Source organism: Catellatospora sichuanensis, assembly GCF_007483665.1.
Classification (GTDB): domain Bacteria; phylum Actinomycetota; class Actinomycetes; order Mycobacteriales; family Micromonosporaceae; genus Catellatospora; species Catellatospora sichuanensis.
The window spans coordinates 156,685-181,484 of record NZ_ML660187.1; the positions used below are offsets into that span (position 1 = coordinate 156,685).

At 71.9% G+C, this 24,800-nt stretch carries 22 protein-coding genes; 16 read left to right on the forward strand and 6 right to left on the reverse strand.

The window, feature by feature from the left end:
• Positions 1-129 precede the first annotated feature (129 nt).
• Complete coding sequence (locus tag FLL47_RS07945) at positions 130-528, reverse strand: CBS domain-containing protein (protein ID WP_120321578.1); 399 nt, start codon at positions 526-528, stop codon at positions 130-132.
• A gap of 211 nt (positions 529-739) precedes the next feature.
• On the opposite strand from FLL47_RS07945, the gene FLL47_RS07950 reads away from it, so the two are divergent.
• Genes FLL47_RS07950 through FLL47_RS07965 form a run of 4 tightly spaced genes read left to right on the forward strand, consistent with a single transcriptional unit; the run spans position 740 to position 4,738 of the window.
• Positions 740-1,489 (forward strand): phosphocholine cytidylyltransferase family protein, encoded by a 750-nt coding sequence (locus tag FLL47_RS07950; protein WP_144119793.1) that lies wholly within the window; start codon positions 740-742, stop codon positions 1,487-1,489.
• Positions 1,477-2,547 (forward strand): iron-containing alcohol dehydrogenase family protein, encoded by a 1,071-nt coding sequence (locus tag FLL47_RS07955; protein WP_144119794.1) that lies wholly within the window; start codon positions 1,477-1,479, stop codon positions 2,545-2,547. Before FLL47_RS07950 ends, FLL47_RS07955 begins: the two co-directional genes overlap by 13 nt.
• Positions 2,534-3,238: a CDP-alcohol phosphatidyltransferase family protein gene (locus FLL47_RS07960; RefSeq protein ID WP_144119795.1), complete on the forward strand. Its 705-nt coding sequence runs from the start codon at positions 2,534-2,536 to the stop codon at positions 3,236-3,238. The genes FLL47_RS07955 and FLL47_RS07960 overlap by 14 nt, the downstream gene beginning before the upstream one ends.
• A gap of 54 nt (positions 3,239-3,292) precedes the next feature.
• Entirely contained in the window at positions 3,293-4,738 is a 1,446-nt protein-coding gene (locus FLL47_RS07965) for an ATP-binding protein (protein WP_144119796.1), read from the forward strand.
• 71 nt (positions 4,739-4,809) lie between these two features.
• On the opposite strand, the gene FLL47_RS07970 is transcribed toward FLL47_RS07965, so the two are convergent.
• The gene (locus tag FLL47_RS07970; RefSeq protein ID WP_144119797.1) at positions 4,810-5,967 is read right to left on the reverse strand and encodes a glycosyltransferase family 4 protein; all 1,158 of its coding nucleotides are present in this window, start codon (positions 5,965-5,967) and stop codon (positions 4,810-4,812) included.
• Positions 5,968-6,017: 50 nt separating this feature from the next.
• Between FLL47_RS07970 and FLL47_RS07975 the strand changes: the two genes are divergently transcribed.
• Both FLL47_RS07975 and FLL47_RS07980 read left to right on the forward strand, forming a co-directional pair.
• Complete coding sequence (locus FLL47_RS07975; protein WP_144119798.1) at positions 6,018-6,872, forward strand: Fpg/Nei family DNA glycosylase; 855 nt, start codon at positions 6,018-6,020, stop codon at positions 6,870-6,872.
• Between the two features lie 207 nt (positions 6,873-7,079).
• On the forward strand, positions 7,080-8,651 hold the full coding sequence (locus FLL47_RS07980; protein ID WP_144119799.1) for a sugar transferase: 1,572 nt from the start codon (positions 7,080-7,082) through the stop codon (positions 8,649-8,651).
• Positions 8,652-8,704: 53 nt separating this feature from the next.
• Here FLL47_RS07980 and FLL47_RS07985 read toward each other — a convergent pair whose 3' ends face one another.
• The gene (locus FLL47_RS07985) at positions 8,705-9,262 is read right to left on the reverse strand and encodes a Uma2 family endonuclease (RefSeq protein ID WP_144119800.1); all 558 of its coding nucleotides are present in this window, start codon (positions 9,260-9,262) and stop codon (positions 8,705-8,707) included.
• A gap of 195 nt (positions 9,263-9,457) precedes the next feature.
• Here FLL47_RS07985 and FLL47_RS07990 point away from each other — a divergent pair, with 195 nt between their 5' ends.
• The 9 genes from FLL47_RS07990 to FLL47_RS08025 all read left to right on the forward strand — a co-directional run bounded on the left by FLL47_RS07990 (position 9,458) and on the right by FLL47_RS08025 (position 21,671).
• On the forward strand, positions 9,458-10,135 hold the full coding sequence (locus FLL47_RS07990; RefSeq protein ID WP_144119801.1) for a response regulator transcription factor: 678 nt from the start codon (positions 9,458-9,460) through the stop codon (positions 10,133-10,135).
• Positions 10,132-11,286, forward strand: coding sequence for a HAMP domain-containing sensor histidine kinase (locus FLL47_RS07995; protein WP_246157652.1), 1,155 nt, complete (start codon positions 10,132-10,134; stop codon positions 11,284-11,286). Before FLL47_RS07990 ends, FLL47_RS07995 begins: the two co-directional genes overlap by 4 nt.
• A complete protein-coding gene (locus tag FLL47_RS08000; RefSeq protein ID WP_144119802.1) occupies positions 11,249-13,192 on the forward strand; it encodes a DUF4153 domain-containing protein in 1,944 nt (647 codons plus the stop codon). Before FLL47_RS07995 ends, FLL47_RS08000 begins: the two co-directional genes overlap by 38 nt.
• 67 nt (positions 13,193-13,259) lie before the next feature.
• Positions 13,260-14,015, forward strand: a complete 756-nt coding sequence (locus FLL47_RS08005) for an ABC transporter ATP-binding protein (RefSeq protein WP_144119803.1) — start codon at positions 13,260-13,262, stop codon at positions 14,013-14,015.
• On the forward strand, positions 14,006-15,613 hold the full coding sequence (locus tag FLL47_RS08010) for an ABC transporter permease (protein WP_144119804.1): 1,608 nt from the start codon (positions 14,006-14,008) through the stop codon (positions 15,611-15,613). Before FLL47_RS08005 ends, FLL47_RS08010 begins: the two co-directional genes overlap by 10 nt.
• Before the next feature lie 106 nt (positions 15,614-15,719).
• Positions 15,720-15,845 carry a hypothetical protein gene (locus FLL47_RS44675; protein WP_269059019.1) on the forward strand — a complete coding sequence of 42 codons (126 nt, stop codon included), beginning with the start codon at positions 15,720-15,722 and terminating at the stop codon, positions 15,843-15,845.
• A 231-nt stretch (positions 15,846-16,076) separates the two neighbouring features.
• Entirely contained in the window at positions 16,077-18,410 is a 2,334-nt protein-coding gene (locus tag FLL47_RS08015; protein WP_144119805.1) for a hypothetical protein, read from the forward strand.
• Positions 18,411-18,509: 99 nt separating this feature from the next.
• A complete protein-coding gene (locus FLL47_RS08020; RefSeq protein WP_144119806.1) occupies positions 18,510-19,793 on the forward strand; it encodes an MFS transporter in 1,284 nt (427 codons plus the stop codon).
• Positions 19,794-19,844: 51 nt separating this feature from the next.
• Positions 19,845-21,671: an NHL domain-containing thioredoxin family protein gene (locus FLL47_RS08025; RefSeq protein ID WP_246157654.1), complete on the forward strand. Its 1,827-nt coding sequence runs from the start codon at positions 19,845-19,847 to the stop codon at positions 21,669-21,671.
• A 45-nt stretch (positions 21,672-21,716) separates the two neighbouring features.
• On the opposite strand, the gene FLL47_RS08030 is transcribed toward FLL47_RS08025, so the two are convergent.
• Genes FLL47_RS08030 through FLL47_RS08040 form a run of 3 tightly spaced genes read right to left on the reverse strand, consistent with a single transcriptional unit; the run spans position 21,717 to position 23,956 of the window.
• On the reverse strand, positions 21,717-22,451 hold the full coding sequence (locus tag FLL47_RS08030; RefSeq protein WP_144119807.1) for a LamB/YcsF family protein: 735 nt from the start codon (positions 22,449-22,451) through the stop codon (positions 21,717-21,719).
• The gene (locus FLL47_RS08035; RefSeq protein WP_144119808.1) at positions 22,435-23,385 is read right to left on the reverse strand and encodes a 5-oxoprolinase subunit C family protein; all 951 of its coding nucleotides are present in this window, start codon (positions 23,383-23,385) and stop codon (positions 22,435-22,437) included. Before FLL47_RS08035 ends, FLL47_RS08030 begins: the two co-directional genes overlap by 17 nt.
• Positions 23,378-23,956 (reverse strand): 5-oxoprolinase subunit B family protein, encoded by a 579-nt coding sequence (locus FLL47_RS08040; RefSeq protein WP_144119809.1) that lies wholly within the window; start codon positions 23,954-23,956, stop codon positions 23,378-23,380. Before FLL47_RS08040 ends, FLL47_RS08035 begins: the two co-directional genes overlap by 8 nt.
• Before the next feature lie 71 nt (positions 23,957-24,027).
• Here FLL47_RS08040 and trhA point away from each other — a divergent pair, with 71 nt between their 5' ends.
• A complete protein-coding gene (gene trhA, locus FLL47_RS08045) occupies positions 24,028-24,708 on the forward strand; it encodes a PAQR family membrane homeostasis protein TrhA (protein WP_144119810.1) in 681 nt (226 codons plus the stop codon).
• Positions 24,709-24,800: the final 92 nt, after the last annotated feature.

Genomic DNA, 24,800 nt, shown 5'->3' on the forward strand with positions numbered 1-24,800 from the left:
ATGCGAGACCGCCCCACCCATCCCTTCGTGTCATCCGCCTTGATCACGATGATCCTTGCCGGAACCGGGGATGATCGCCGAAAAACAGGCGCACGAAGACCCCGGTCCCCGCAAGATCGTCGTGTGGGTTCAGACGGAGGCGGCGGCCTCGGCGCGCCGCAGTGCCCAGACCCGCATCAGGTCGCGAACGGAGATGATGCCGAGCACCTCGTCGCCGTCGAGCACGACCAGGTGGCGGAACCCGCCCCGGGCCATCGCCATGGCCGCCTCCTCGAGGCTCCAGTGCGGCGCGGCGTAGACGACATCCCAGGTGATGTGGTTGGCGCACTGCTCCACATCCGGGTCGAGGCCGGAGCCGATGGCGTTGAGGACGTCGCGCTCGGTCATGATGCCGAGGCCCTCACCGTCCGGGTCTATCACGATCGCCGAACCCACCCGGCGCATCGCCATCAGCTGAGCCGCCTGGCGCAACGTGTGCTGTGGGCCGACCATCAGGACCGGTTTGCTCATCGCCTCACGAACATGCATCACATGCGCCTGTGCAGCGTTAGCCATATGCAATCACCCCTTCGGAACGCAACCCCATTGAAACGCACCGTACGGACATCTTGGGCCGGGTTGTGGGCAACTCACAAGACTTGTTATAGGTCGCGCCTTGTGCTGGCTCAGCCGCCACGCTCCGGTGCAGTAGCCTTCACCAGCGACGAGACACCTCCACGACCCCCTCGAAGGAGCCACCATGATCGGTATGGTGCTGGCCGCCGGCGCTGGACGCAGGCTGCGCCCCTACACCGACACGCTGCCCAAGGCCCTGGTGCCGGTGGACGGTGAAACGACGATCTTCGACATCGCCCTGCGCAACCTGGCCAAGGTCGGGCTGACCGAGGTCGTGGTCGTGGTGGGTTACCGCGCCGAGGCCGTCGAGGCCCGCCAGGCGGCCCTGGAGGAGAAGTACGGCGTCACCCTCACCCTCGTGCACAACGACAAGGCCGAGGAGTGGAACAACGCGTACTCCCTCTGGCTGGCGCGTGAGCACTTCACCCGGGGCGTGCTGCTGGTCAACGGCGACACCGTGCACCCGGTGTCGGTGGAGCAGACCCTGCTGACCGCCGCGCAGAGCGACGAGCACGCCGACGCGGGCATCGTGCTGGCGCTCGACGACCACAAGACGCTCGCCGACGAGGAGATGAAGGCGATCTTCACGCCGGACGGCAAGTTGGCGAAGATCACCAAGTTGATGGACCCCGCCACCGCGCACGGCGAGTACATCGGCGCGACCCTGATCCGCCCAGAGGCCGCCGAGGCGCTGGCCGACGCGCTCCAGGCCACCTTCGAGCGCGACCCGAACCTCTACTACGAGGACGGCTACCAGGAACTGGCGAACCGGGGCGGCGTCATCAGGGGCGCGTCGATCGGGCAGATCCCCTGGGTCGAGGTCGACAACCACGCCGACCTGGCCCGCGCGCGGGAGATCGCATGCCACTACTGACCCGCTCGGTGCAGACCCCGCTGAGCATCGACGTCCGGCGGGGCGCCGTCGCGGGCCTCGCCTCGCTGCTGGCCGACCGGCGCATCTCGGCCGGCGGCGACGTGGCGGTGGTGGTCGGCCCCGGCCAGGGTCAGCGCATCGTCGACCTGATCGGGCCGTCCCTGGACCGGGCCGAGTTCATCAACATCGAGGGCGGCACCCTCGAATCGGCGCTGGACCTGGGCCAGCGCCTGCGCGGGCGCAACTACGACGCGGTCGTCGGCATCGGCGGCGGCCGGACCATAGACACCACCAAGTACGCGGCGTCGCGGTACGGCATACCGATGGTCAGCGTGGCTACCAGCCTCGCCAACGACGGCATCGCCTCCCCCATCGCGACCCTCGACCACGACGGCGGGCGGCCGTCCTACGGCGTGCACATCCCGCTGGCCGTGGTCGTGGACCTCGACTTCGTCGAAGCCGGGCCGGACCGGCAGACCCGCTCCGGCATCGGCGAGACACTGAGCAATGTCAGCGCCATCGCCGACTGGGAGCTGGCGCATCGGGTACGCGGCGAGCCCATCGACGGCCTGGCCGTCGCGATGGCCCGCTCCGGGGCCGAAGCGGTGATCAACCACCCGGGCGACGCCACCGACGACGGCTTCGTGACACTGCTCGCCGAAGCTCTGATCACCACGGGCCTGGCCATGGCCATCTGCGGCACCTCCCGGCCGTCCAGCGGCGGCTGCCACGAGATCTCGCACGCGCTGGACATCCTGCGGCCGGGCACCGCGGCGCACGGCGAGCAGTGCGGTGTCGGCGCGCTGTTCTGCACCTACCTGCGGGCCTCGATCGACAAGGCGTACGAGCCGAGGTTCGAGCAGCTCAACGCGTGCCTGAAGCGCCACGGGCTGCCGCGCACCCCGGCCGACCTCGGCATCAGCGACGCGGAGTTCGCCGACGCGGTCGAGTTCGCCCCGCGCACCCGGCCCGACCGGTACACCATCCTCGAACACCTCGACCTGGGCCGCGACGAGCTGGGCGGGCGAGTGGCAGACTACGCGGATGCCGTCCACTGACACGCTGACCACGCCCCGTCCCCGGGTCGCCGACTTCTACGCGGTGAACCGGGGCGGCGGGTTGTTCTCCGAAGCGATCAGCCAGCGCCTCGGCGCAGTGTTCGCGCTGGTGGCGGCCCGTACCGGGCTCAAGCCGACCCACCTCACCCTGCTCAACCTCGTGCTCGGCATCGCCGTGTCGACCGTACTGGTGCTGCGCGCGCAGGACGGCACCGCCGCGATCACCCCGCTGTACGGGCTGCTCGCGCTGGTGGGCTGGCAGGTGGCGTACTCGCTGGACTGCGCCGACGGGCAGCTGGCGCGAGTGACCAGCCAGCGCAGCCCGGCGGGTGCCCGCATCGACATCCTGTGCGACGTGGCCACGCAGATCCTGCTGGTCACCGCGCTGGTGTCGGTGGCCCGGCCGCCGCTGTGGCTGGGCGCGCTGTTCGCCGCCTCCTGGATGGTCAACCTCGTCACGAGCGTGCTGGCCTCGGCGGGCGACGCGAACTCGATGGTCACCTCCACGTCGCTGCCGGTGCGCATCGTGAAGCTGGTCCGCGACTACGGCGCGGTCATCTTCGTCGCCGGCCTGGTCCTGACCGTCGCCCCAGCGCTGACGATCTGGTTCATTGCTGCTTTCACGGTGGTCAACTTCGGCTTCCTCCTGGCCAGCATCACCTTCACCGCCCGTACGGCGCTACGTGGCTGAGTTGTTAGAACCATAGTTCTTAGAACCACACCTCTAAGAACTATGGTTCTAAGCATGCTCGAAAAACCCGCCAACGTCTTCGACCGCACCGCCGAATGGGCCGCGCTCGCCCGCTTCGCCGGTTCCCCCGCCGGCAGCGCCCGGTTCGGCGTGGTCAGCGGGCGACGACGGCAGGGCAAGACATTCCTGCTGGATGCGCTGGCGCGAGCCACTGGCGGCTTCTACTTCGCGGCGACCGAGGACACCGAACTGGAGTCGCTGCGCCGGTTCGGACGCGCCCTGGCCGCCCGCACCGGCTCCGGCGGCGAGTTCCAACTGCACAACTGGGAGGACGCGCTGCGGCAGTTGTACGCCGTGGTGCCGGACGGGTTGATCATCATCGACGAACTTCCCTACCTCCTGGCGGCCAGCCCGGCGCTCGCCTCACAGCTCCAGCAGGTGCTGGACCCTGGCGGGATCGCCCGCGAGACGACGTCGAAGCTGCTGGTCTGCGGCTCGGCCATGGCCGTGATGGGCAGCCTGCTGAGCGGCAACGCCCCGCTGCGCGGCCGGGCGAGCCTGGAACTCGTGGTGCCGCCCATGGGCTACCGCACCGCGGCGGAATTCTGGGGCGTGCTCGACCAGCCGGAACTGGCCGTGCTGCTGCACAGCGTCGTCGGCGGCACACCGGCGTACCGGCACGAGTTCGTGCACTCCGACGCCCCGGCCGACCTCGCCGATTTCGGCGACTGGGTGGTCCGTACGGTGCTGAACCCGTCCGTCCCGCTGTTCCGCGAGGCCCGCTACCTGCTGGCCGAGGAGACCGGGGCCCGGGACACCCCGCTCTACCACGGCGTGCTGGGCGCCATCGCGCTCGGCCACAACACCCGTGGCGGCATCGCCGGATACCTGGAGCGGCCGTCGACCAACATCGGCCACCCGCTGACCGTGCTCGAGGACTGCGGACTGGTGTCCAAGGAGCCCGACGCCTTCCGCACCGGCCGCTCGACGTATCGGATCGCGGAGCCGCTGATCACGTTCTACTCGGCGGTGATGCGGCGCAACTGGAGCTTCCTGGAGCGGGGCATGGCCGAGCAGGCCTGGCAGGCCGGGCAGGAGACGTTCCGGGCCCAGGTCGCGGGCCCGCACTTCGAGCAGCTGTGCCGGGAGTACGCCCTGCGCAACGCGGTCGCGCTGTTCGGCGGGCCGCCGAGCACGGTCGCGGCCGGCACCGTGGCCGACCCGGCCGCCCGGTCGCAGATCCAGATCGACGTCGCGGTGCTGGGCACCGAGGGCGGAGTGCTCTCACTCGGCGAGGCCAAGTGGCAGCAGACCATGGGACTGCCCCACCTCGACCGGCTGCGCCGGGCCCGCGACCTGCTCGCCGCCAAGGGCCATCGGACCGCCGGCACCCGCCTCGCCTGCTACAGCGGCGCCGGCTTCACGCCCGACCTGCGACGGGCCGCCGAGCACGAGAACGTCCTCCTGGTCGACCTCCCGGCGCTCTACGCCCAGCCGTGATCGTTGGACTTGCCAGGCAGGTGGGCGTATCCGGTCTCAAGATACGCACAGGTGCCGCGCAAGTCGGATGATCAACGGCGGGGGCGGATGGACTCGTAGACCTCGATGAGTTTGCTGGTGACGACCGAGGGGTGGAAGGTGTCGAGGTAGCGGCGGCGGGCTGCGTCGGTGAGGGATGGGGCGGCCTTGAGGGCGTCGGGCAGGGCGGCGGCCCAGTCGTCGACGGTGGGCGCGACAGCGACCCCGGCCGTGTCGATCAGGTACGGGATGCCGCCGAGCGCGCTGCCGATCACCGGGCGGCCCGCGGCCAGCGCCTCGATGATCACCGTGGGAAGCACGTCGTGCCAGGTGGACGGAGCGGCGAACAGAGCCGAGGCGCGGAACGCGGCGCGTACCCCGGCCCGGTCCTGCGGCCCGAGAAACTCGACGTCGGAGCGCTCCGCGGCTGCCTGCTCGGCCAGCGGGCGCAGCTCGCCGTCCCCGACGATGCGCAGTGTGCCCAGGGAGCCGTCCGGGTGCCGCCGCCAGGCGTCCAGCAGCAGGCCGAGACCTTTCTCCGGGGACAGCCGACCGACGAACAGCAGGCCTTCACCGGGCAGCGCGGGCTGCCCCGGGTCGTCCACGCCGTTGGGCTTGACCACGATGTGCTCGTCGGGGATGCCGAAGTCGCGCAGATGGTCGGCGATGGCGGCGGTCAGCGCGATGTACCGGTCGACCGAACGCCACGTGGAGCGGTGCACCGCCAGGGTGGTCGCCATGATCGCGCTCTGCGCGGTGGAGCCCCGGTAGCACTTGTGCTTGATCGCGGGCAGGGCGAACGCCTTGCCGCGGCACTCGTGGCAGGCGTGGCCGTCGCGGAAGTACAGGCCGGGCGCGCATACCTGGCGGTAGTTGTGCACGGTCTGCACCACCGGCACGCCGTGCGCGTGCGCGGTCCGCACGACCCACGGCGAGAGCAGGGGGTACGGGTTGTGCAGGTGCAGCACGTCGGGGCGCTCCGCACGCAGCAGCCGGGCCAGGTCCTTCTGCGCGGACGGCGCCCAGATCGGGGAGATCGGCAGCAGCACCTTCTGCGCTGCCGACAGCGACGGGATGTCGTCCGAACTGCGCAGGAACGGCAGCACGGTGACCCCGGCGGCCTCCAGCTGCGCCATCTCCTGGTCGACGATGACGTTCTCGCCCGAGGGCAGCTCGGAGCGGTACCGATTGTGGGCGACCACGACCTTCAACGGTTTCCTGCTCTCTGCTCGGCTGACCCTAGAACGGTAGCGTTAGCGCCGTGCCCGAGTTGCCCGAGGTGGAGGCGCTCGCCGCGTACCTGCGCGAGCGAGCGGTAGGCCAGCGCGTCGAGCGGGTCGACGTGTCGGCGATCAGCGCCCTCAAGACGTTCGACCCGCCCCTGTCCGCGACCCACGGACTGACGATCACCGGTGCCGGCCGGCACGGCAAGTTCCTCGACATCGAGCTCGGGGACCTGCACCTGGTGATCCATCTGGCCCGCGCGGGCTGGCTGCACTACCGCGACGCGCTGCCGGACACCCTGCTCAAGCCGGGCAGCGGGCCGATCGCGCTGCGGGTGCGGCTGGCCGACGGGTCGGGCTTCGACCTGACCGAGGCCGGCACCCGGAAGAAGCTCTCCGCGTATCTGGTGACCGACGTGAACCAGGTGCCCGGCATCGCCCGGCTCGGGCCGGACGCGCTGGGCCTCGACCTGCCCGGCCTGACCGAGGTGCTGCGCACCCGCAACTCCCAGATCAAGGGGGTGCTGCGGGACCAGCAGGTGCTCTCGGGGATCGGCAACGCGTACTCCGACGAGATCCTGCATGTGGCACGGCTGTCGCCGTACGCGCGGGCGGACCGGCTGACGCCCGGACAGCTGGAGAACCTGCACCAGGCGATGCAGCAGGTGCTGACCGAGGCGCTGGAGCGCTCGGTCGGGCAGAAGGCGGCCACGCTGAAGGCGGAGAAGCGGGCCGGCCTGCGGGTGCACGGGAGGACTGGGCAGCCGTGTCCCGTCTGCGGCGATACGGTGCGTGAGGTGTCGTTCGCCGATTCCAGCCTGCAGTACTGCCCCACCTGTCAAACCGGTGGAAAACCGCTCGCAGACCGTCGACTTTCCAAACTCCTGCGCTAGTGTCACGCACAGCCCAGTTCGTATAGTGTCCCGGTCCTGGAGTCTTCGGACGCATCGGCAATACGGTGTCTCCGCCGACCCCGGACAAACCATGCGAGACTGAACGTTGTGGGCGACACCCGTCCTGCCGCACGTTCCGACCGCAGGGCTTTAGCACCTGCCGGCACCACCGGGCAGGAACGTGACGCACGGGAGGACCCAGGTGAGGTGACGACGAGCCTGAAGCACCCGACCACCGTGCCCAAGCGGTCGAATGTCCCGGATTACGTAGCCGACCGATACGAGTTGCCCCCCGTGCCGAAGACCAACGGCGTCGCCCGCAACGCGTTCGCCCGGTCCACCGCGCGCCGCGCCCGCTGGCACCGGCCTTACATCCTCTGCCTGGTCATCGGCGACGTGCTCTGCGCCATGGCGGCGAGCTGGACCGCGATCTCCCAGTTCTCGATCAACCGGGTCACCTCCGGTTTCGGCGACCAGATCGTGCAGTTCCAGCTGGTGGCGTACGCCATCATGCCGCTGATCTGGCTGCTGCTGCTCTGGGGCAACGGCGCCTACGACCGGCGCGTGATCGGGCTGGGCACCGACGAGTTCAAACGGGTCTTCCGCGCCACCATCGCCGTCGCGGCCGCCGTCTCGTTCCTCGCCTTCGGTTTCCAGAAGGGCGGCCAGGACGAGGGCCTGTCCCGCGGCACGGTCGCCTTTGTGATCATCGCTGCGATGGCGTACATCTTCGGCATGCGCCTGATGGCCCGCCGCGTGCTGTACGTGGTGCGCCGCCGCGGCAGGCTGGCCACCTACCGGATGCTGCTGGTCGGCTCGCTGCCCGAGACGCTCTTCGTCTACAAGGTCGTCTCACGCAACCCGAAGGCCGGCCTGGTACCTGTCGCCATCCACCTCTCCGAGCACCTGCCGGCCTCCCGCCGGGCCCAGGCGCCGGTGCCCGTGCACTACGGCCGCAACCTGGTCGACCTGGTGCACGAGCTGCGCGCCGACACCATCGCGGTGTGCGGCTCGGCCGGCGCCGAGCCCGACGAGCTGCGCCGCCTCGCCTGGCAGCTGGAGGGCACCGGTATCGACCTGGTGGTCGCGCCGCAGCTCACCGACATCGCCGGGCCCCGGGTGCACATCCGCCCGATCGAGGGCCTGCCGCTGCTGCACGTCGAGGAGCCCAAGCTCTCCGGCATGGCCTGGCTGGCCAAGAACCTGCTGGACCGGGTCGCCGCCTTCTGCGGCCTGGTGCTGCTGGCCCCCCTGCTGCTGGTGATCTCGCTGGCCATCTCGATCACCGACCGCGGCCCGGCGTTCTTCCGGCAGCTGCGGGTCGGCCACGAGGGCCGGGTGTTCAAGGTGTGGAAGTTCCGCACCATGTACACCGACGCCGAGGAGCGCAAGAGCAAGCTCGAAGCCCAGAACGAGGGCGACGGCATGCTCTTCAAGATCCGCGACGATCCGCGGGTCACCCCGGTCGGCCGCTTCCTGCGGGCCAGCTCGATCGACGAACTGCCCCAGCTGATCAACGTGCTCAAGGGCGAGATGTCGCTGGTCGGCCCGCGCCCGCTGCCCGCCGACGACGGCGACTACCTGGGCGACGTGCGCCGACGGCTGCTGGTGCGCCCCGGCATGACCGGCCTGTGGCAGGTCTCCGGCCGCTCCGACCTGAGCTGGGACGAGGCGGTCCGGCTGGACCTCTACTACGTCGACAACTGGTCCCTGGCGTACGACCTGAGCATCCTGTGGCGCACCGTCGGCGTCGTGCTGCAGCGCAAGGGCGCCTACTGACGCAGACCCGAGAACGGCCGGGCAGCTCATCGAGCTGCCCGGCCGTTCCACGTTCAGTCGAAGATCGCGTCGAGGTCGAGTCGGTAGGGGAACGGCACGGTGCCGCGCATCTCCCCCGACCGCTTCTCCTCGGCCTGGTAGCCGAACGGACTCGGTTGCGTGAGCACCAGGAATTCCCGGGACCGCGAATCGATGATCCAGTATTCGGGGACACCGATCATGGCGTAGCCGTGGCGCTTGATCACCAGATCGTTGTTCGGATTGCTCGGAGACACCACCTCCACCACGAGATACGCCGCTGGCGGGGGGAGCGCAGGCAAAGGCCTGCCGAACAGGTCCGCGTCAAAGATCACTAAGTCCGGAACGAAATAGGAGGTGCCATCCTCGCGGAGCACTCCGATGCCCTCGCTCACCGCGAACGCTTCGGGCGCCTGCCGGTCAAGGCTTCGGCGCAGCCGGAACACCAGGCCGGCATGCGGCAGCGGGGGCTGGGGCGTCACGAGCAGGCTCCCGTCATAAATCTCGTACCGGTAGCCGTCGTCAGGAGTGTCGAGCAGGTCCTCGAACTGCCAAGCGCGCGGCGGCTGAGGCCGGAGCAGCGGATGGGTCATCGTTGTCACCCGTCCTCTCTATCGGTGCCCGTGTGACATCTCCAGAGTGCAGCACGAATCCACGGTGAGGAAGCTTCCCCAGGTCAAATGAAGGACGCTGCGCGTGGGGTGCAGGGCACTCGAACCAGAGCCGCGCACAAGTCCTTCACAACTGGGGCTGAGGATCCGCACAGCTGACCGCTACAGTCCCTGGTCATGAGTGAACGTCGCGTCCTGGTGGTGGAGGACGATCCCACCATCGCCGGGTCGGTGATCGCCCGGCTGCGAGCCGAGGGCTTCCAGGTCGCGCACGCCGGCACGGGTCCCGCCGCCGTGGAGGCCGCGGCCCGGCTCAAGCCCGACCTGATCGTGCTCGACCTGATGCTGCCCGGCTTCGACGGGCTGGAGGTCTGCCGCCGGGTGCAGGCGCAGCGCCCCGTGCCGGTGCTCATGCTCACCGCCCGCGACGACGAGAACGACCTGCTGGTCGGGCTCGCCGTGGGCGCGGACGACTACCTCACCAAGCCGTTCTCGATGCGGGTGCTCGCCGCCCGGGTGCACGCGCTGCTGCGCCGGGCCGACCGGTCGACCGCGCCGGATGCGCCGCTCAAGCTGGGTCCCCTGGAGATCATCCGTGCGGAGCGCCGGGTCCGCCGGGACGGGGCCGAGGCGCACCTCACCCCGACCGAGTACGACCTGCTGGTGTACCTCGCCGAGCGGCACCGGGCGGTGCTGCCGCGGGAGCGGCTGCTGGCCGAGATCTGGGGCTGGGCCGAGGGCTACGGCACCCGCACGGTCGATTCCCACATCAAGGCGCTACGCCGCAAGCTGGGTGCCGACCTGATCCGCACGGTGCACGGTGTCGGATACGCCCTGGAAGCCGAACCCACGTGATCGAACGCATTCTCGACTGGCTCACCCACCCCATGTACCGCGTGCTGGGGCCGCTGATCGTGCTGTCCAACCAGGCACTGGACCGGCTGCCCCGGCCGCTGGACCCGTTCCGGTCGATCAAGCTGAAGCTGGCGATCCTGCTCGGCATCTCCGGCGCGACGGGCCTGGTGGTGTTCTGGGGCCGGCTCGGGTTCGTCAACTGGCCGGTCGCCATCTCCGCCGCCCTGGTCGGGCTGATCACGCTGCAGGTGCTGGCGCACGGCATGACCAAGCCGCTGCGCGAGATGACCGCGGCGGCGCGGGCGATGGCCCGTGGCGACTACAGCCGCCGGGTACGCGCCACGAGCCGCGACGAGGTGGGCGAGCTGGCCCGCGCGTTCAACCTGATGGCGGCCGACCTCGCCGCCAGCGACCAGCAGCGGCGCGAGCTGATCGCGAACGTGTCGCACGAACTGCGTACGCCGATCACCGCATTGCACGGGGTGCTGGAGAACATCGTCGACGGCGTGAGCAGCGCCGATCCGGCGACGCTGCGCACCGCGCTGGCGCAGACCGAGCGGCTGTCCCGCCTGGTGACGGAGCTGCTGGACCTGTCGAAGGTCGACGCGGGCGCCGCGGCGCTGCGCCGGGTGCCGATGCCGGTCGCCGAGTTCCTGGCCAGGGTCGTGGCGGAGGCGAGCCTGAACGCGCCGGCGACCCGATTCCGGCTGCGCGACGTCGTCCCGCACACCATCAACGCCGACCCGGCGCGGCTGCACCAGGTCTTCGCGAACCTGCTGGAGAACGCCGCCCGGCACAGCCCGGCGGGCGGGCTGGTCACCGTCAGCGCCCGCCCGACCGGCACCCAGACTGTCTTCGAGGTGCTCGACCAGGGAGTGGGCATCGCGCCTGCCCTCCGGGAGCGGGTCTTCGAGCGTTTCACCAGGGGCAAGAGCGCCGAGTCGTCCGACGGCGGCACGGGTCTCGGCCTCGCCATCGCCCGCTGGGCGGTGGAACTGCACCACGGCACGATCGCGATCGTCGACCCGCCCGGCGGGATCGGCTGCCGCGTCCGCATCACCCTGCCCCAGAAACCCGTACCTCATCAGTCGCCCGCAGAAGTCGGAGCCAACGATGTCAGACACCTCTCCGGACAACCCACCGCAGCCTGACGAGCCGTCGCCACCTGCCGTGGAGTCGGCCGCCCCGGCGAAGAAGGCACCGGCCCGCAAGCGCACGCCGGCGAAGGCGGCCAAGGCCGCCGCCGCACCCGTCGCTGCCGAGGCGGAGCAGACCGGCACGGCCGCGGCCGCCACGGACGACGCTTCGAGCGGGGACGCCGCAGCAAGCACGCCGCAGGCGGTGGACGCGCCCGCGTCGGATGCGGGCACCTGGGCCGCACCCGACGCGGTGGCCCCGTCGCCCGAACCGGCGGCTGAGGCGACGCCGACCCCGGCGACCACCGCCCCTGCGGCGACGGCTGCCGCACCCGCGGCGACCGCCGCACCCGTGGCGACCGCCGCGGTGCCGCCGCAGACGTATCCGGCCGACATGGCCCGGTTCTCGCCGCTGCCGCCGCCCCCGCCGGGCTTCCTGCAGACGCGCTGGCAAGGGCCCGACTACGCGGGCGGGCCGGCGGCCTGGATCGCAGCGCTGGTCGGCGGCCTGGCCACCGCGATCGCGCTGCCGCTGAGCCGTCCCGGCATCGGCTGGCTGCTGGTGGGCCTGGTCATGACGGGCGCGGTCTGGCACGCGGCGCGCTTCGGCCCGAAGCCGGACACCCGGATCGAGCGCTGGGTCCGGGTCGGCTGGGCGGTGCTCGCCGTGGCGCTGCTGGCCGTCGGCACCTTCCGCGACGCGGGCTGGCTGTACGTCTTCTGCGTGCTCGGCGCGTTGGCCTGCGGTTCGCTGGCGGTGGCCGGCGGGCACTCGGTCCGGGCCGTCGTGGTGGGCGCGCTGGCGCTGCCGCTGGCCTTCTTCCGGTCCATCCCGTGGCTGGCCAAGGGCGCGAGCTCGTGGCAGAAGACGCGGGAGAAGAGCGGCACCGCGGGCCGGATCGGCCTGTCGCTGATCGTGACGGTCGTACTGCTGGTCGTCTTCGGCGCGCTGTTCGCGTCGGCCGACCCGGCGTTCTCGAAGCTGCTGGGCGACATCCTGCCCGAGATCAACGCCCGCGCGATCTTCCGCGGTGTGCTGTACACCGTGATCGGCGGCCTGATCACCGCCGGTGCGATCTTCACTGTGCTGGCTCCGCCGGACCTGTCCGGGCTGGAGCGGCCCGCGACGCGGCGCATCGGCCGCATCGAGGTCGCGCTGCCGCTGGGCGGCCTGGTGCTGCTGTTCGGCGCGTTCGTGGTGGTGCAGCTGCGCTTCTTCTTCGGTGACAAGAAGTACATCCAGGACACCAGCGGGCTGACCTTCTCCGAGTACGCCGTGCAGGGCTTCGGCCAGCTGCTCGTGGTGACCATGCTGACCCTGGTCGTCATCGGCCTGGTGTCGCGCTGGGCGTCGAAGGAGACCCCGCAGGACCGGGTGCTGCTGCGCACCCTGCTCGGCGCGCTCGTGCTGCTGAGCATGGTGATCGTCGGCTCGGCGGTCTGGCGCATGTGGCTCTACCAGAACACCTACGGCTGGACCCGTGAGCGGCTGTTCTTCGGCTCGGTCGAGCTCTACCTGGGCGGCGTCCTCATCCTGATCGCGATCGCCGGGTGGAAGCTGCGGGCCACGTGGTTCCCGCGGGCGGCGGTGGCGGGCTTCGCCGGCCTGCTGCTGTTCCTGGGCGCCGCGAACCCGGAGCACTTCATCGCCGAGCAGAACGTCGAGCGCTTCCAGAAGATCGACTTCTGGTACCTGCGGGCACTGGGCCCGGACGCCGCACCGGCCCTGGCCCAGCTGCCGGAGCCGTACCGCAGCTGCGCCCTGAGCTGGATGATCCGCGACCTGGACGCCAACCCGGACCAGTGGTACTCCTGGAACCTCAGCCGCGCCCAGGCCGACGATCTGCTGGACAAGATCGAGGTCATGCCCGCCGGCCGGGCCTGCAACGAGTCCGAGAACCTCAACAACTCGCGCAAGTGACCCGCAGCCTGCCCGTCGCCTTTCACGCGGGGCGACGGGCGGGCGTCGCGCGTCTACAGTCGGACGCGTGATCCCCGACAGCGCGTTCGCCCTTCAAGGGCTGGTCAAGAGGTTCGACACCAAGGTCGCCGTCGACGGCGTGGACCTGACGGTGCCGGCGGGCTCGTTCTTCGGCCTGCTCGGGCCGAACGGGGCCGGCAAGACCACCACCCTGTCCATGGCCGTCGGCCTGCTGCGCCCGGACGCCGGGCGGGCCCTGGTGCTCGGCCACGACGTGTGGCGCGACCCGGTCCAGGCCAAGTCGCTGATCGGCGTGATGCCCGACGGCGTACGCCTCTTCGACCGCCTCGACGGCACCGAGCTGCTCACCTACCAGGGCCTGCTGCGCGGCATGGCGCCCGACGTCATCGACGCCCGGGTCACCGAGCTGCTGGACGTGCTGGCCCTGACCGACGCCGGGCGCACCCTCGTCATCGACTACTCGGCCGGCATGAAGAAGAAGATCGCGCTGGCCTGCGCGCTGCTGCACGCACCGCGGCTGCTGGTGCTCGACGAGCCGTTCGAGGCCGTGGACCCGGTCAGCGGCGCGGCCATCCGCGACATCCTCACCCGCTACGTCGCCGGCGGCGGCACCGTCATCTTCTCCAGCCACGTGCTGGAGGTGGTGGAGCGGCTGTGCACCCACGTCGCGATCATGGCGAACGGCCGGATCAGCGCGGTCGGCACCCTCGACGAGGTGCGCGACGGCCGGACCCTGGAGGACGCGTTCGTCGCCGTGGTCGGCGGGCGCGTCTCGACCGGCTCGGAGCTGTCATGGCTCTGACCTTCGTCCGCCTCAAGCTGCGTGTCCTGCGCAACGGCTTCCGCGGCCGCCCCGGCAAGGTGATCCTGTTCGTGATCGGCCTGCTCGCCGCGCTGTTCTACGGCGCGATGGCAGCGCTGCTCTTCCTCGTCCCGTTCCTGCCCGACCCGCCCGACTTCGGCGCCGTGATCCCCGCGTTCGGCGGGACCGTCCTGGTACTCGGCTGGATCCTGATGCCCCTGGTCTGGTTCGGCGTGGACGAGACCCTGGAACCCGGCCGGTTCGCGCTGCTGCCGCTGCCCCGGGCGACGCTGCTGCGCGGCCTGCTGGTCGCCGCACTGCTCGGCGTGCCCGCGTTCGGCACGCTGCTGGCGACCTCGGGGCTGGCGATCGGCGCGGGCATGGCCGGGGGTCCGCTGCCCGCCCTGGTCGCGGCCGTCGGGGTGCTGCTCGGCCTGCTGCTGTGCGTGGTGGTGAGCCGGGCCGTGACCAGCGGCTTCTCCCGCGCGCTGCGGGCCCGGCGGACCCGTGACCTGGCCGCGGTGGTGCTCGCCGTACTCGCCGCGTCGCTGGGCCCGCTCCAGTACCTGCTCAGCTCCGGCGCGCAGCAGGTCGGCACCGCCCGGCTGACCGCGGTCGCCGACGTACTCGGCTGGACGCCGCTCGGCGCGCCCTACGTGGTGGGCCTCGACGCGGTGCACGGGCACTGGGCGGCGGTCGCGGCGCGGCTGGCCATCACGGTCGCGACGGTGCTGCTGCTGTTGTGGTGGTGGTCGAGTTCGCTGGAGTCGGCGATGCTCGGCACGTCCGGGGGCGGCGAGGTGCGCGTGCGGGCCGCCACCGGCACCCCGGTCGCCCGGTTCTTCGGGCGGACCCGCCGACCCCGCACCGCGTACGGCGCGATGGTGGTCCGCGAGCTGCGTTACTGGGTACGCGATGTGCGGCGGCGGGCCAGCCTGATCACGTTCGCGGTGATCGGGGTGTTCCTCCCGGTGGTCACGAACCTGGGTCCGAGCGCCGACGGGAACATCGTCGCGCAGAGTGTGCACGGCGGCTCGATGGTGCTGGTCGGCGCGCTGGCCGGGCTCGGCATCGCGAACCAGTTCGGCTACGACGGCACGGCGTACGCGATGCACGTGGTGACCGGCGTGCCGGGCCGGGTGGAGCTGCGGGCCAGGGCGGTGGCGTACTCCTGGTACATCGTGCCGCTGCTGTTGGGTCTCGCCGTGCTCAACGCGGTGCTGCGCCGGGACTTGCTCCAGCTCCCGGTCATGTTCGGCACCCTGTTCGCGGCATACGGGACCGGGTTGGCCAGCGCGATGCACGCGTCCGTCTGGGCGGCGTACGCCCTGCCGGAGAACCAGAACCCGTTCGCGATCAACACGGGCACCGGCGTCGCGAAGAGTTTCCTGGCGATGGCCGCCTGGTTCGCCGGCATGGTGCTGGCGCTGCCGGTGCTGCTGCTGGTGCTGCTCGGCGGCACGGTCGGCGCGGCACTGGCGCTGCCGGTCGGACTCGCCTACGCGGTGGGCGCGGTCTGGCTCGGGCTGATCACCGCGGGTGACATCCTCGACCACCGGCAACCCGAGCTGCTGGCGGCGATCACCCCACGGACATGACGGGTTAACCTACGAATCGTCGGCTCGTGGTGCAGCTCACCGAATAATCGTTGGAGTTAGGAGGGCTCCATGCGCTGTAATAGTGGGTATGAGCATCATGAAGAAGATGCGGACGCGGAGCCGCAGCGCCGAGCAGATCCACCTCGAGCGCACCCATGCCGAGCGCGCGCAGCGTCGCCGCGCCGCGGAACTCGGTGACCCCATGGCAGCCGTCTTCGTACGTCTGCACTGAGACTCTTCTCCTCCTCCAAGAGCGTTGCGGCCCCTGTCGCGCCATCCGGCGACAGGGGCCGCGATGCGTCCGCGGTCGCGACAGGCCACCGACGTGAACCCACCTCCCGTATTCCGGTCGCGCGTGAGTACCGGTACGGTGGGCACGGCCGCCACCCCTCGGCTCATGACCCCTGCGTTCCTTCCGCATGGCGTCACCCAGGGCTGGCGAAAGAGAGGGAGGCGTGCGCGTATGACGTCCGAGGCACCGCAGCAGTCCGGCTGGCCGCCGGCTGACGCAGCCGACCGCAAGAGTGGGTTCGGTCTGTTCGAGGCGCCGCCGGCGCCCGACGAGTTCCCGGTCTTCACTCCATACGGCAGCGCGCCGGAGGAGTCGTTCCCGCCGGACTCGGTCGCCGAGCAGGCCCCGCCCGCGTTCAGCGGGTTCCCGGCCGAACCCGCGGCCCCGACGGGCGACGAGGCGCCGTACGTGCCCGCCCCGGCCGTCGTGCCGATCCCCGGCGTACGCCACGAGATGTCGTCCTCGTTCGCGGCGCACGAGCCCTTCGTCACCTCGACTCCCCCCGCGGAGCCCGACTGGTCGACGCCGCCGGCGCAGCCGGACTGGGCCACGTCGCAGGACTGGTCCACCCCCGCCGAGCAGCCGTGGCAGCCCGAGCCCGCCGCCGAGCAGCCGTGGCAGGCGGCCACCACCGCCGCACCCGCCGCGGAGCAGGTCTGGCCGGACTACTCCGACTTCGGCAAGCCGCAGGAGCAGCCGCCGTCGGCACCCGCCTACGAGCCCGCGCCGGCCGAGCCGGCCAGTGCGTCGGTGTCCTGGGCCGCGTTCGCCGCCGGCGAGTCGCCCAAGCCCAGTGCCCCGTCCGGCCCGTGGACGCCGCCGCCCGCGGTCGCCGCGCTGATGGACCCCGAGCCGGAGGCCCAGGCCGCGCCGGCATACGAGCCGCCGCCCGCACCGTCCTCGTACGAGTCCTCGACGTACTCGTCGACCCCGTCGTACGAGCCCGCCGCGCCCGCCTACGAGCCGACGCCCGCGCCGTCGTACGAGCCCGCCTCGTCGTACGAGCCCGCCTCGTCGTACGAGCCGGCTTCGTCGTACGAGCCGACGCCCGCGCCGTCGTACGAGCCGGCTTCGTCGTATGAGCCGACGCCCGCGCCGTCCTACGAGCCCGCGCCGTCGTACGAGCCCGCCTCGTCGTACGAGCCCGCCTCGTCGTACGAGCCCACGCCGTCGTACGAGCCGACGCCCGCGCCGTCGTACGAGCCCGCGCCGTCGTACGAGCCCGCGCCGTCGTACGAGCCCGCCTCGTCGTACGAGCCCGCCTCGTCGTACGAGCCCACGCCGTCCTACGAGCCCGCGCCGTCCTACGAGCCGGCCGCGCCCGCGTACGAGCCGGCCGCCGCATCGGCTCCCGTGAGCCCGTCCGCCGGTCCGGTCAGTTCGCCGCCCGCGCCGACGACGCCGGTCAGCACGCCGCCGGCCATCCCGGTCACCCCGCCGCCGGCCGTCGCGCGCGCCACCGCCGGGGTCGCCTCCGCGGCGGTGCCGACCGCGAGCCGGGTGAGTCCCGAGGACGACGTGCCTGCCGCGCCGCCCAAGGCTCAGGGTCGGGTGTACGGGTCCGCTGCGGTCTCCGCGCCTGCCGAGCCGGAGGCTCCCGCAGCCGCGCCGATGTCGCCGCCTCCGCCGCCCGCGGCCGGTGCCGCGCGGGCCACCGCACGGGTGACCGTGCCCAGTGCCCAGCCCGTTCCGGCGGAGCCGCACGCCGCGCCGCCGATCGCCCGCTCGTCCACCGTGTACGGCGCGCCCGCCCGCCCGGCGGAGCAGTCGGCTCCGTCCGCGCCCGAGCAGGCGGGACCGCAGGGTGGCGCCCCGGCGCTGGCCCAGCGCCAGCCCCGCCAGCACACGTTCGGCGACCTGCTCCAGCCCGCCGGGGCTCCGCCGGCCGCTGCCGCACCGCCGGCCGCACCGCCGGCTCCGGCCGCCCCACCGACCAGTGTGTACGGCAGCCCGCCCGCGTCGCCGCCCCCGCCGGCGCGCGGCCCGATGCAGCCGCCGGCCCGCCCGTCCGGTCCCCCGCCCGGCGCGGGCATGGTGCCCGGCCAGCGACCGCCGATGGACTCGCCGCCGCTGGCACAGGACCAGTCGAAGTTCGACAAGTTCAAGCCCGACGAGGCCGGCACCGGCACCGGCGCGCTCGAGATCAAGCCGGTCCGCACCGGCCGGGTGATCATCATGGTGGTCGTCGGCTGCGCGCTGCTGCTCGCCGTTGCCTTCGGTGTCCTGATCGGCGCGCAGAAGCTGCTCGGCGGCGAGGACGCGGACCCGGCGTTCGGGGTCGGCGACTGTCTCAAGCAGTCGGGCTCCGTGGCCGTCGCGGCCGCGTGCACCGAGCCGGAGACCTACAAGGTCGCCTCGGTCGGCGACAGCAAGGACGAGTGCACGGACAAGACGCAGCCGCACGTCACAGTCGCCAGCAAGGTGCTGTGCCTGGTGCCGAACTCCGCCGGCGGCGGCCAGCCGTCCACGGCACCCTCGGAGCCCGCGGCCACGCCGACCCCGTGACACCGCCTCACCTGTAAGTGATGAAAGGCCCTGTGGTGCTGACCACAGGGCCTTCTATTTCGTTCGCGTGACGTCACACCCGGACACCAGACTGGGCGCATGTTGCGCGACGCCCTGCCCGCGAGGCCCGAAGCACGCCGGATGCTCGTCGGCACCCTCTTCTCCTCGCTGGGCCGAGGGCTGACGCTGCCGTTCCTGTTCATCTATCTCACCGATGTGCGCCATCTGTCCGGCACCACGGTGGGCCTGCTCATCGGCTGGTTCGGCCTGCTCACCCTGGCCGCCTCGCCGGTGTCGGGCACGCTGGTCGACCGGTTCGGCGCGCGCCGGGTGGTCATGCCCGCACTGCTGATCGAGGCGGTCGGCGTCGGCTCGCTGGCGCTGGTCGGCAACGCCTGGCAGGCCGCCGCGGCGCTGACGCTGAGCGGTCTGGGCGCCTCGACGATCTGGGCGGGCCAGAACACCATCCTGACCTCGATCACCGGCGAGCAGGAGCGGCAGCGGGTCTTCGGCCTGCAGTTCGCGCTGCTCAACCTCGGCATCGGCATCGGCTCGGCGACCGCCGGCAGCATCGTGGACACCGCCCGGCCGGGCACCTTCCAGCTGATCTACCTGCTGGACATGCTCTGCTACGCCGGGCCGTTCGTGATCATGATGACCATGCCGGGGGTCGGACGCCGGCTGGTGGAGAAGCCGACCCTGAACGCGAGCGGCCGTAAGCGGGGATACGCCGAGGTGCTGCGGCACAAGCCGTTCCGCCGTCTGACGATCTTCAGTGTGCTGCTCACCGTGTCCGGATACGCCCAGCTGGAGGTCGGCTTCACCGGCTTCGCGACCAAGGTCGCGGGCGTCACCCCGCAGATCATCGGGTACGCCTTCACCGCCAACACGATCGTGATCGTGCTGGCACAGCTGCTCGTCATCAAGAAGCTCCAGGGGCGCAGCCGCACCCGGGCCCTGGCCGCGGTCGGCGCCGTGTTCGGCGTCGCCTGGCTGGTGCTCGGCCTGGCCGGCTACGTCGACGGCAGCAACGCCGTGCTCAGCGCGGTGATCGTGATCCTGTTCGGCGCTGTCTTCGCGGTCGGCGAGACGATGCTGTCCCCGGTCAGCCCCGCCCTCGTCAACGTGCTCGCCACGGACGAGCTGCGCGGCCGCTACAACGCGCTCTCCTCGATGGTGTGGGGCATATCTGCGATCGTCGCGCCGGTCAGCGCCGGCCCGCTGCTCGGCGCGGGGCTCGGTGGCGTATGGATCGCGCTGGTCACCGTGGGCACGCTCGTCGCCTCGGTGGTGGCCCTCTCGCTGCGCAAGCTGATCACGCCGGAGCAGGACGGCCGCGCCGTCGGACCGGTGCCCGTGGTGCCGGCACCCGCGCTGGTCTGATCCGCGGCGGCGGTACGCCACGTCACACCATGCCCCCGAGGCGCGCGCAGCATGATCGGGCAGAATGGCGTGATGCGGGTACGGGCGCCGGAGCTGCGCGGACGAGGCTGGTTGAACACCGGCGGCAAGGACCTCAAGCTGGCCGACCTGCGCGGCCGAATCTTGATCCTGGATTTTTGGACCTTCTGCTGCATCAACTGCCTGCACGTGCTCGACGAGCTGCGCCCGCTCGAGGAGAAGTACGCCGACGTACTGGTGATCATCGGGGTGCACTCGCCGAAGTTCGAGCACGAGCGCGACCCGGTCGCGCTGGCCGCGGCGGTCGAGCGCTACGGCGTGGACCACCCGGTGCTCGACGACCCGACCATGGACATGTGGCAGCAGTACGCGGCCAAGGCCTGGCCGACCCTGTCGGTGGTCGACCCCGAGGGTTACGTGGTGGCGTCGATGGCCGGCGAGGGCCACGCCGAAGGGCTGCGCCGGCTGATCGACCAGCTGATCGCCGAGCACGAGGCGAAGGGCACGCTGCACCGCGGCGACGGCCCGTTCGTGCCTCCGCCGCCGAGTGACTCCCTGCTGCGCTTCCCGGGCAAGGCGCTGCCGCTGCCCGACGGCACCGTGCTCGTCTCCGACTCGGCCCGGCACAGCCTGGCCGTGCTCGACCAGGACCTGTCGGCGGTGCTGCGGCGCGTCGGCACGGGCGGGCGCGGGCGGGCCGACGGCGGCCCCGCCGAGGCGAACTTCTCCGAGCCGCAGGGCATGTGCCTGCTGCCGCCCGACGTCGCGACTCTGGTCGGCTACGACGTCGTCGTCGCGGACACGGTGAACCACCTGCTGCGCGGCGTACGCCTGAGCGACCTGACCGTGACCACGGTGGCCGGCACCGGTCGGCAGTGGCGGTCCAGCCTGGACGACCATGCTCACGACGCCCGCTCCATGGACCTGTCCTCACCGTGGGACGTCGCCTGGTACGACGGCAAGGTGATCGTCGCCATGGCGGGCACGCACACGCTGTGGTGGTTCGACCCGGCCAAGCGGACCGTCGGCCGGTACGCGGGCACCACCGTCGAGGCGCTGCGCGACGGCGCGCTCGACCAGGTGTGGATGGCCCAGCCGTCCGGCCTGTCCACCTCGCCCGACGGCCACCGGCTGTGGCTGGCCGACTCGGAGACCAGCGCACTGCGCTGGATCGAGGACGGGCGGATGCACACAGCGGTCGGGCAGGGCCTGTTCGATTTCGGGCATGTGGACGGCCCCGCCGACCAGGCGCTGCTTCAGCACCCGCTGGGCGTGTGCGCGCTGCCCGACGGCTCGGTGCTGATCGCCGACACGTACAACGGCGCGATCCGGCGCTGGCAGGACGGCGCGGTGTCCACCGTCGACAGCGGTCTGGCCGAGCCGAGCGACGTGGTGCTCGGCGCGGACGGCAGCGTGATCGTGGTCGAATCGGCCGCACACCGGCTGGTCCGGCTCGCCCCTGCAGCGGCCGGGCTCGTGGACGGCGGCCGGCACAAGGTTGAGCGGCCACCGTCGCCGCTGGCGCCGGGCACGGTCACACTGGACGTCATCTTCACGCCCGCGCCGGGCCAGAAGCTGGACCGCAGCTTCGGCGACCCGACCCGGCTGGAGGTGTCCGCCTCGCCCGCCGAGCTGCTGCTGGAGGGTGCCGGCGTGACCACCGACCTGTACCGCAAGCTGGTCCTCAACCCGAACGTGCCGCAGGGCGTGCTCCAGGTCGTGGCGCAGGCGGCGACCTGCGACGCCGACGCCGAGTTCCCGGCCTGCCACCTCACCCGCCAGGACTGGGGCGTCCCCATCGTCATCACCCCCGACGGCCCCGACCGCCTCCCCCTCATCCTCCGCGGCCTCGACTCCTGACCCACCCCGCCCGACCCGACCCGGCCAAGATCGTGCCGGGCGGGTTCAGGGGAGGAAGGGGCGGAGGGGGACGTCGGCGTATTGGAGGGCTTCGCGGACGGCGCGGGCCAGGGCGACCGCGCCGGGGGTGTCGCCGTGCAGGCAGATGGAGTCCACGGCGTGCGGCAGCACGGTGCCGTCCAGCGCGATGACCCGCTGGTCCACCGCCATCAGCAGCGCGCGGGCCACCACCTCCTCCTGGTCGGTGATGACCGCGCCGGGCTTGCCGCGCGGAAGCAGCGTGCCGTCGGCCCGGTAGGCACGGTCGGCGAAGCCCTCCGCGTAGACCGGCACCACTGCGTCCCCGGCCGCGGTCGCCAGCGGCGAGCCGGGCGCGCACAGCACCGGCAGCCCGGTGGCCAACGCCGCCTCGACGATCGCGTCGATGTGCGCGGTCGCGTGGTAGAGCGCACCGTGGGGTTTGAGGTATCGCACCCGGGTGCCCTCGGTCGCGGCCAGCGCCTGCAGCGCCCCGACCTGGTAGATGATCTCGTCGCGGAGCTGGCCGAGGTCGTACTCGATGAATCTGCGGCCGAAGCCGGCCAGGTCGCGGTAGCCGACCTGCGCGCCCACGGCCACACCCTGCCGGGCGGCCAGCTCGCAGGTGCGGCGCATGGTCGCCGCGTCCCCGGCGTGGAAGCCGCAGGCGACGTTGGCGCTGGTCACCACGTCGAGGAGGGCCTCGTCGTCACCGAGCTCCCAGCGGCCGAAACCCTCGCCGAGATCAGCGTTGAGATCCATGGAACACCACCCTAGTGCCTGGACGCGCCTGCGCGAGGAGCCCGAGATCGGCGGGATGGACCACCCCGACGACCGGGTAGCCGCCCGTGGTCGGGTGATCGGCTAGGAACACCAGCGGCCGGCCGTCGCCGGGCACCTGGATCGCCCCGGCCAGTAGCCCTTCGCTCGGCAGCTCGCCGGGCACCGCGCGGGCCAGCGGCGGCCCGTCCAGCCGCACCCCGATCCGGTCGCCCTGCCCCACCGTGTAGCCGTTTCGCAGCAGCTCGCCGGGGTCGGCGAACCAGTCGTCCCGCGGCCCGAGCCGCACCCGCAGCCTGATCTCGCTGCCCGGTGCGGTCGCCGGCACGAAGTCGACCGTGGACGGCTCCGCCCCGCTCACCGGACCGGGCGCGCCGAGGCCGCCGGACCCTGGGTGGTCCCCCGAGGGTTCCCCGAGGTCGGATGCCGCAGGAGACTTCATCTCCTCGACACCGCGGCGTGCCCGGCCGACCGGCAGGGCGCGGCCCACGCGCAGCGGATCGGGGCCGATGCCGGAGAGCGTGTCGGTGCTGCGCGAGCCCAGCACGGGTGCGACCGCGATGCCGCCGGACACGGCCAGGTAGCTGCGGATGCCGTGGAGGGGGAGTCCGATCTCGAGGCGGGAACCCGCGGGCAGTCCGAACGCGACCCCGTACGGCGCCGGACGGCCGTCGACCGACAGCGGTGCGGGCGCGCCGGTGAGGGCGCACCAGACGGACGCGTGCGCCCGCAGGACCGCGCCGCCGTAGGTGAACTCGATCCCCGCGCAGCTCTCCGGGTTGCCGACGAGGCGATTGGCCAGCCGCAGCGCCGCGCCGTCGAGCGCGCCGGACCGGGACACCCCGAGCTCGGCGTAGCCGACCCGGCCCAGGTCCTGCACGGTCGCCAGCGGCCCCGGCACCAGCACCTCAAGCATCGACGAACCTCACCAGCGTGCCCGGCGCGAGCAGCGCGGGCGACTCCCGGTCGAGATCGAACAGGACCAGTTCGGTGCGGCCGACCAGCTGCCAGCCGCCGGGCGAGCTGCGCGGATAGATTCCGGCGTACGGCCCCGCGAGCGCGACGGACCCCGCCGGCACCCGGGCCCGCGGGCTGGCCAGCCGAGGCAGCCACCGCCGCTCGGGCAGCCCGGTCAGGTAGCCGAATCCGGGCGCGAACCCGCAGAACGCGACCGTGAACTCGGTCTCCCGGAGCACCCTCGCCGGATCGGCCTGCCAGGCCGCCGCGACGGCGTCATGGTCGGGCCCGTCCCAGTGCACCGGCACGTCCAGGCGTTGAGGCGGCGCAGGCGGCGCGGCCGCGGGCGCGAAGTCGGCCCAGTGCGGCTCGCCCCGCACCCCGCGCAGCAGCACGGTGCGGGCTGCGGGCACGATCTCCTCGCAGGTGAGTTCGCCGCGCTCGCGGGCCGCCCGCAGCGCACGGAACCACGCCGCCGGGTCGTCGACCTCCAGCAGCAAACCGTCCCAGCCGTACCTCCTGACCAGCACGACGCAGATGTTACCGGCCTCACCCCCGCAGGCTACGCACCAGTAACCTACGGTGCCGTAGCCTAGAGGGCATGAATGGCACGGCCACTCCGCAACGTCTGCGTCCCGTCGACATCGGCAAGCCGCGGATGCGCGGCTGGCTGCACGCGTACGCCTTCTTCGTCGCGCTGGTCTGCGGCATCGTCCTGGTGTCCATCGCCGCGTTCCGGCCCGGCAGCACACCCGTGCTCAGCGTGGCGGTCTACAGCCTCACCGTGTGCGGGCTGTTCGGTGTCAGCGGGCTCTACCACCGGCGGGTCTGGAGCGAACGCGGCTACCAGACCATGCGGCGCCTCGACCACGCCATGATCTTCATCTTCATCGCAGGCACGTACACGCCGTTCTGCCTGCTCCTGCTGCCGTCCGGGAAGGCCGTACTGCTGCTGTCGCTGGTCTGGGCGGGCGCGCTCGGCGGCGCGGCGATGTCGCTGATCTGGCCGCACGCGCCGCGCTGGGTGTCCGCGCCGCTGTACCTCGCCCTGGGCTGGGTCGCCGTCGCCGTGCTGCCCGACATCCTGCACAACGGCGGCGTCACCGCGCTGGTCCTGCTCATGGTCGGCGGCCTGACCTACAGCGTCGGCGCCGTCTTCTACGCCCTGCGCCGCCCCAACCCCTGGCCCACCGTCTTCGGCCACCACGAGTTCTTCCACGCCTGCACCCTCGTCGCCGCCATCTCCCACCACATAGCCATCTACTTCGCCCTCTTCGCCTGACCCCACCCCGCCCCGCCCCACGAGCCGCCCGCCCTCCCCCGCCCCTCCGCCGCGCAACTCTTGAAGAGTCGCGCCTTCTGAGGGCCGCTGAG

What these genes read in the sequence shown, in the direction of transcription:
- FLL47_RS08000 (WP_144119802.1), top strand. Translation starts at nt 11,249, where the DNA reads ATGTCAGACACCTCTCCGGACAACCCACCGCAGCCTGACGAGCCGTCG.
- FLL47_RS07985 (WP_144119800.1), bottom strand. Translation starts at nt 9,262, where the DNA reads ATGACCCATCCGCTGCTCCGGCCTCAGCCGCCGCGCGCTTGGCAGTTC.
- FLL47_RS07950 (WP_144119793.1), top strand. Translation starts at nt 740, where the DNA reads ATGATCGGTATGGTGCTGGCCGCCGGCGCTGGACGCAGGCTGCGCCCC.
- trhA (WP_144119810.1), top strand. Translation starts at nt 24,028, where the DNA reads ATGAATGGCACGGCCACTCCGCAACGTCTGCGTCCCGTCGACATCGGC.
- FLL47_RS07960 (WP_144119795.1), top strand. Translation starts at nt 2,534, where the DNA reads ATGCCGTCCACTGACACGCTGACCACGCCCCGTCCCCGGGTCGCCGAC.
- FLL47_RS07955 (WP_144119794.1), top strand. Translation starts at nt 1,477, where the DNA reads ATGCCACTACTGACCCGCTCGGTGCAGACCCCGCTGAGCATCGACGTC.
- FLL47_RS07945 (WP_120321578.1), bottom strand. Translation starts at nt 528, where the DNA reads ATGCATGTTCGTGAGGCGATGAGCAAACCGGTCCTGATGGTCGGCCCA.
- FLL47_RS07965 (WP_144119796.1), top strand. Translation starts at nt 3,293, where the DNA reads ATGCTCGAAAAACCCGCCAACGTCTTCGACCGCACCGCCGAATGGGCC.
- FLL47_RS08035 (WP_144119808.1), bottom strand. Translation starts at nt 23,385, where the DNA reads ATGCTTGAGGTGCTGGTGCCGGGGCCGCTGGCGACCGTGCAGGACCTG.
- FLL47_RS44675 (WP_269059019.1), top strand. Translation starts at nt 15,720, where the DNA reads ATGCGGACGCGGAGCCGCAGCGCCGAGCAGATCCACCTCGAGCGCACC.
- FLL47_RS08025 (WP_246157654.1), top strand. Translation starts at nt 19,845, where the DNA reads ATGATCGGGCAGAATGGCGTGATGCGGGTACGGGCGCCGGAGCTGCGC.
- FLL47_RS08030 (WP_144119807.1), bottom strand. Translation starts at nt 22,451, where the DNA reads ATGGATCTCAACGCTGATCTCGGCGAGGGTTTCGGCCGCTGGGAGCTC.
- FLL47_RS08010 (WP_144119804.1), top strand. Translation starts at nt 14,006, where the DNA reads ATGGCTCTGACCTTCGTCCGCCTCAAGCTGCGTGTCCTGCGCAACGGC.
- FLL47_RS08020 (WP_144119806.1), top strand. Translation starts at nt 18,510, where the DNA reads ATGTTGCGCGACGCCCTGCCCGCGAGGCCCGAAGCACGCCGGATGCTC.
- FLL47_RS08015 (WP_144119805.1), top strand. Translation starts at nt 16,077, where the DNA reads ATGACGTCCGAGGCACCGCAGCAGTCCGGCTGGCCGCCGGCTGACGCA.
- FLL47_RS07990 (WP_144119801.1), top strand. Translation starts at nt 9,458, where the DNA reads ATGAGTGAACGTCGCGTCCTGGTGGTGGAGGACGATCCCACCATCGCC.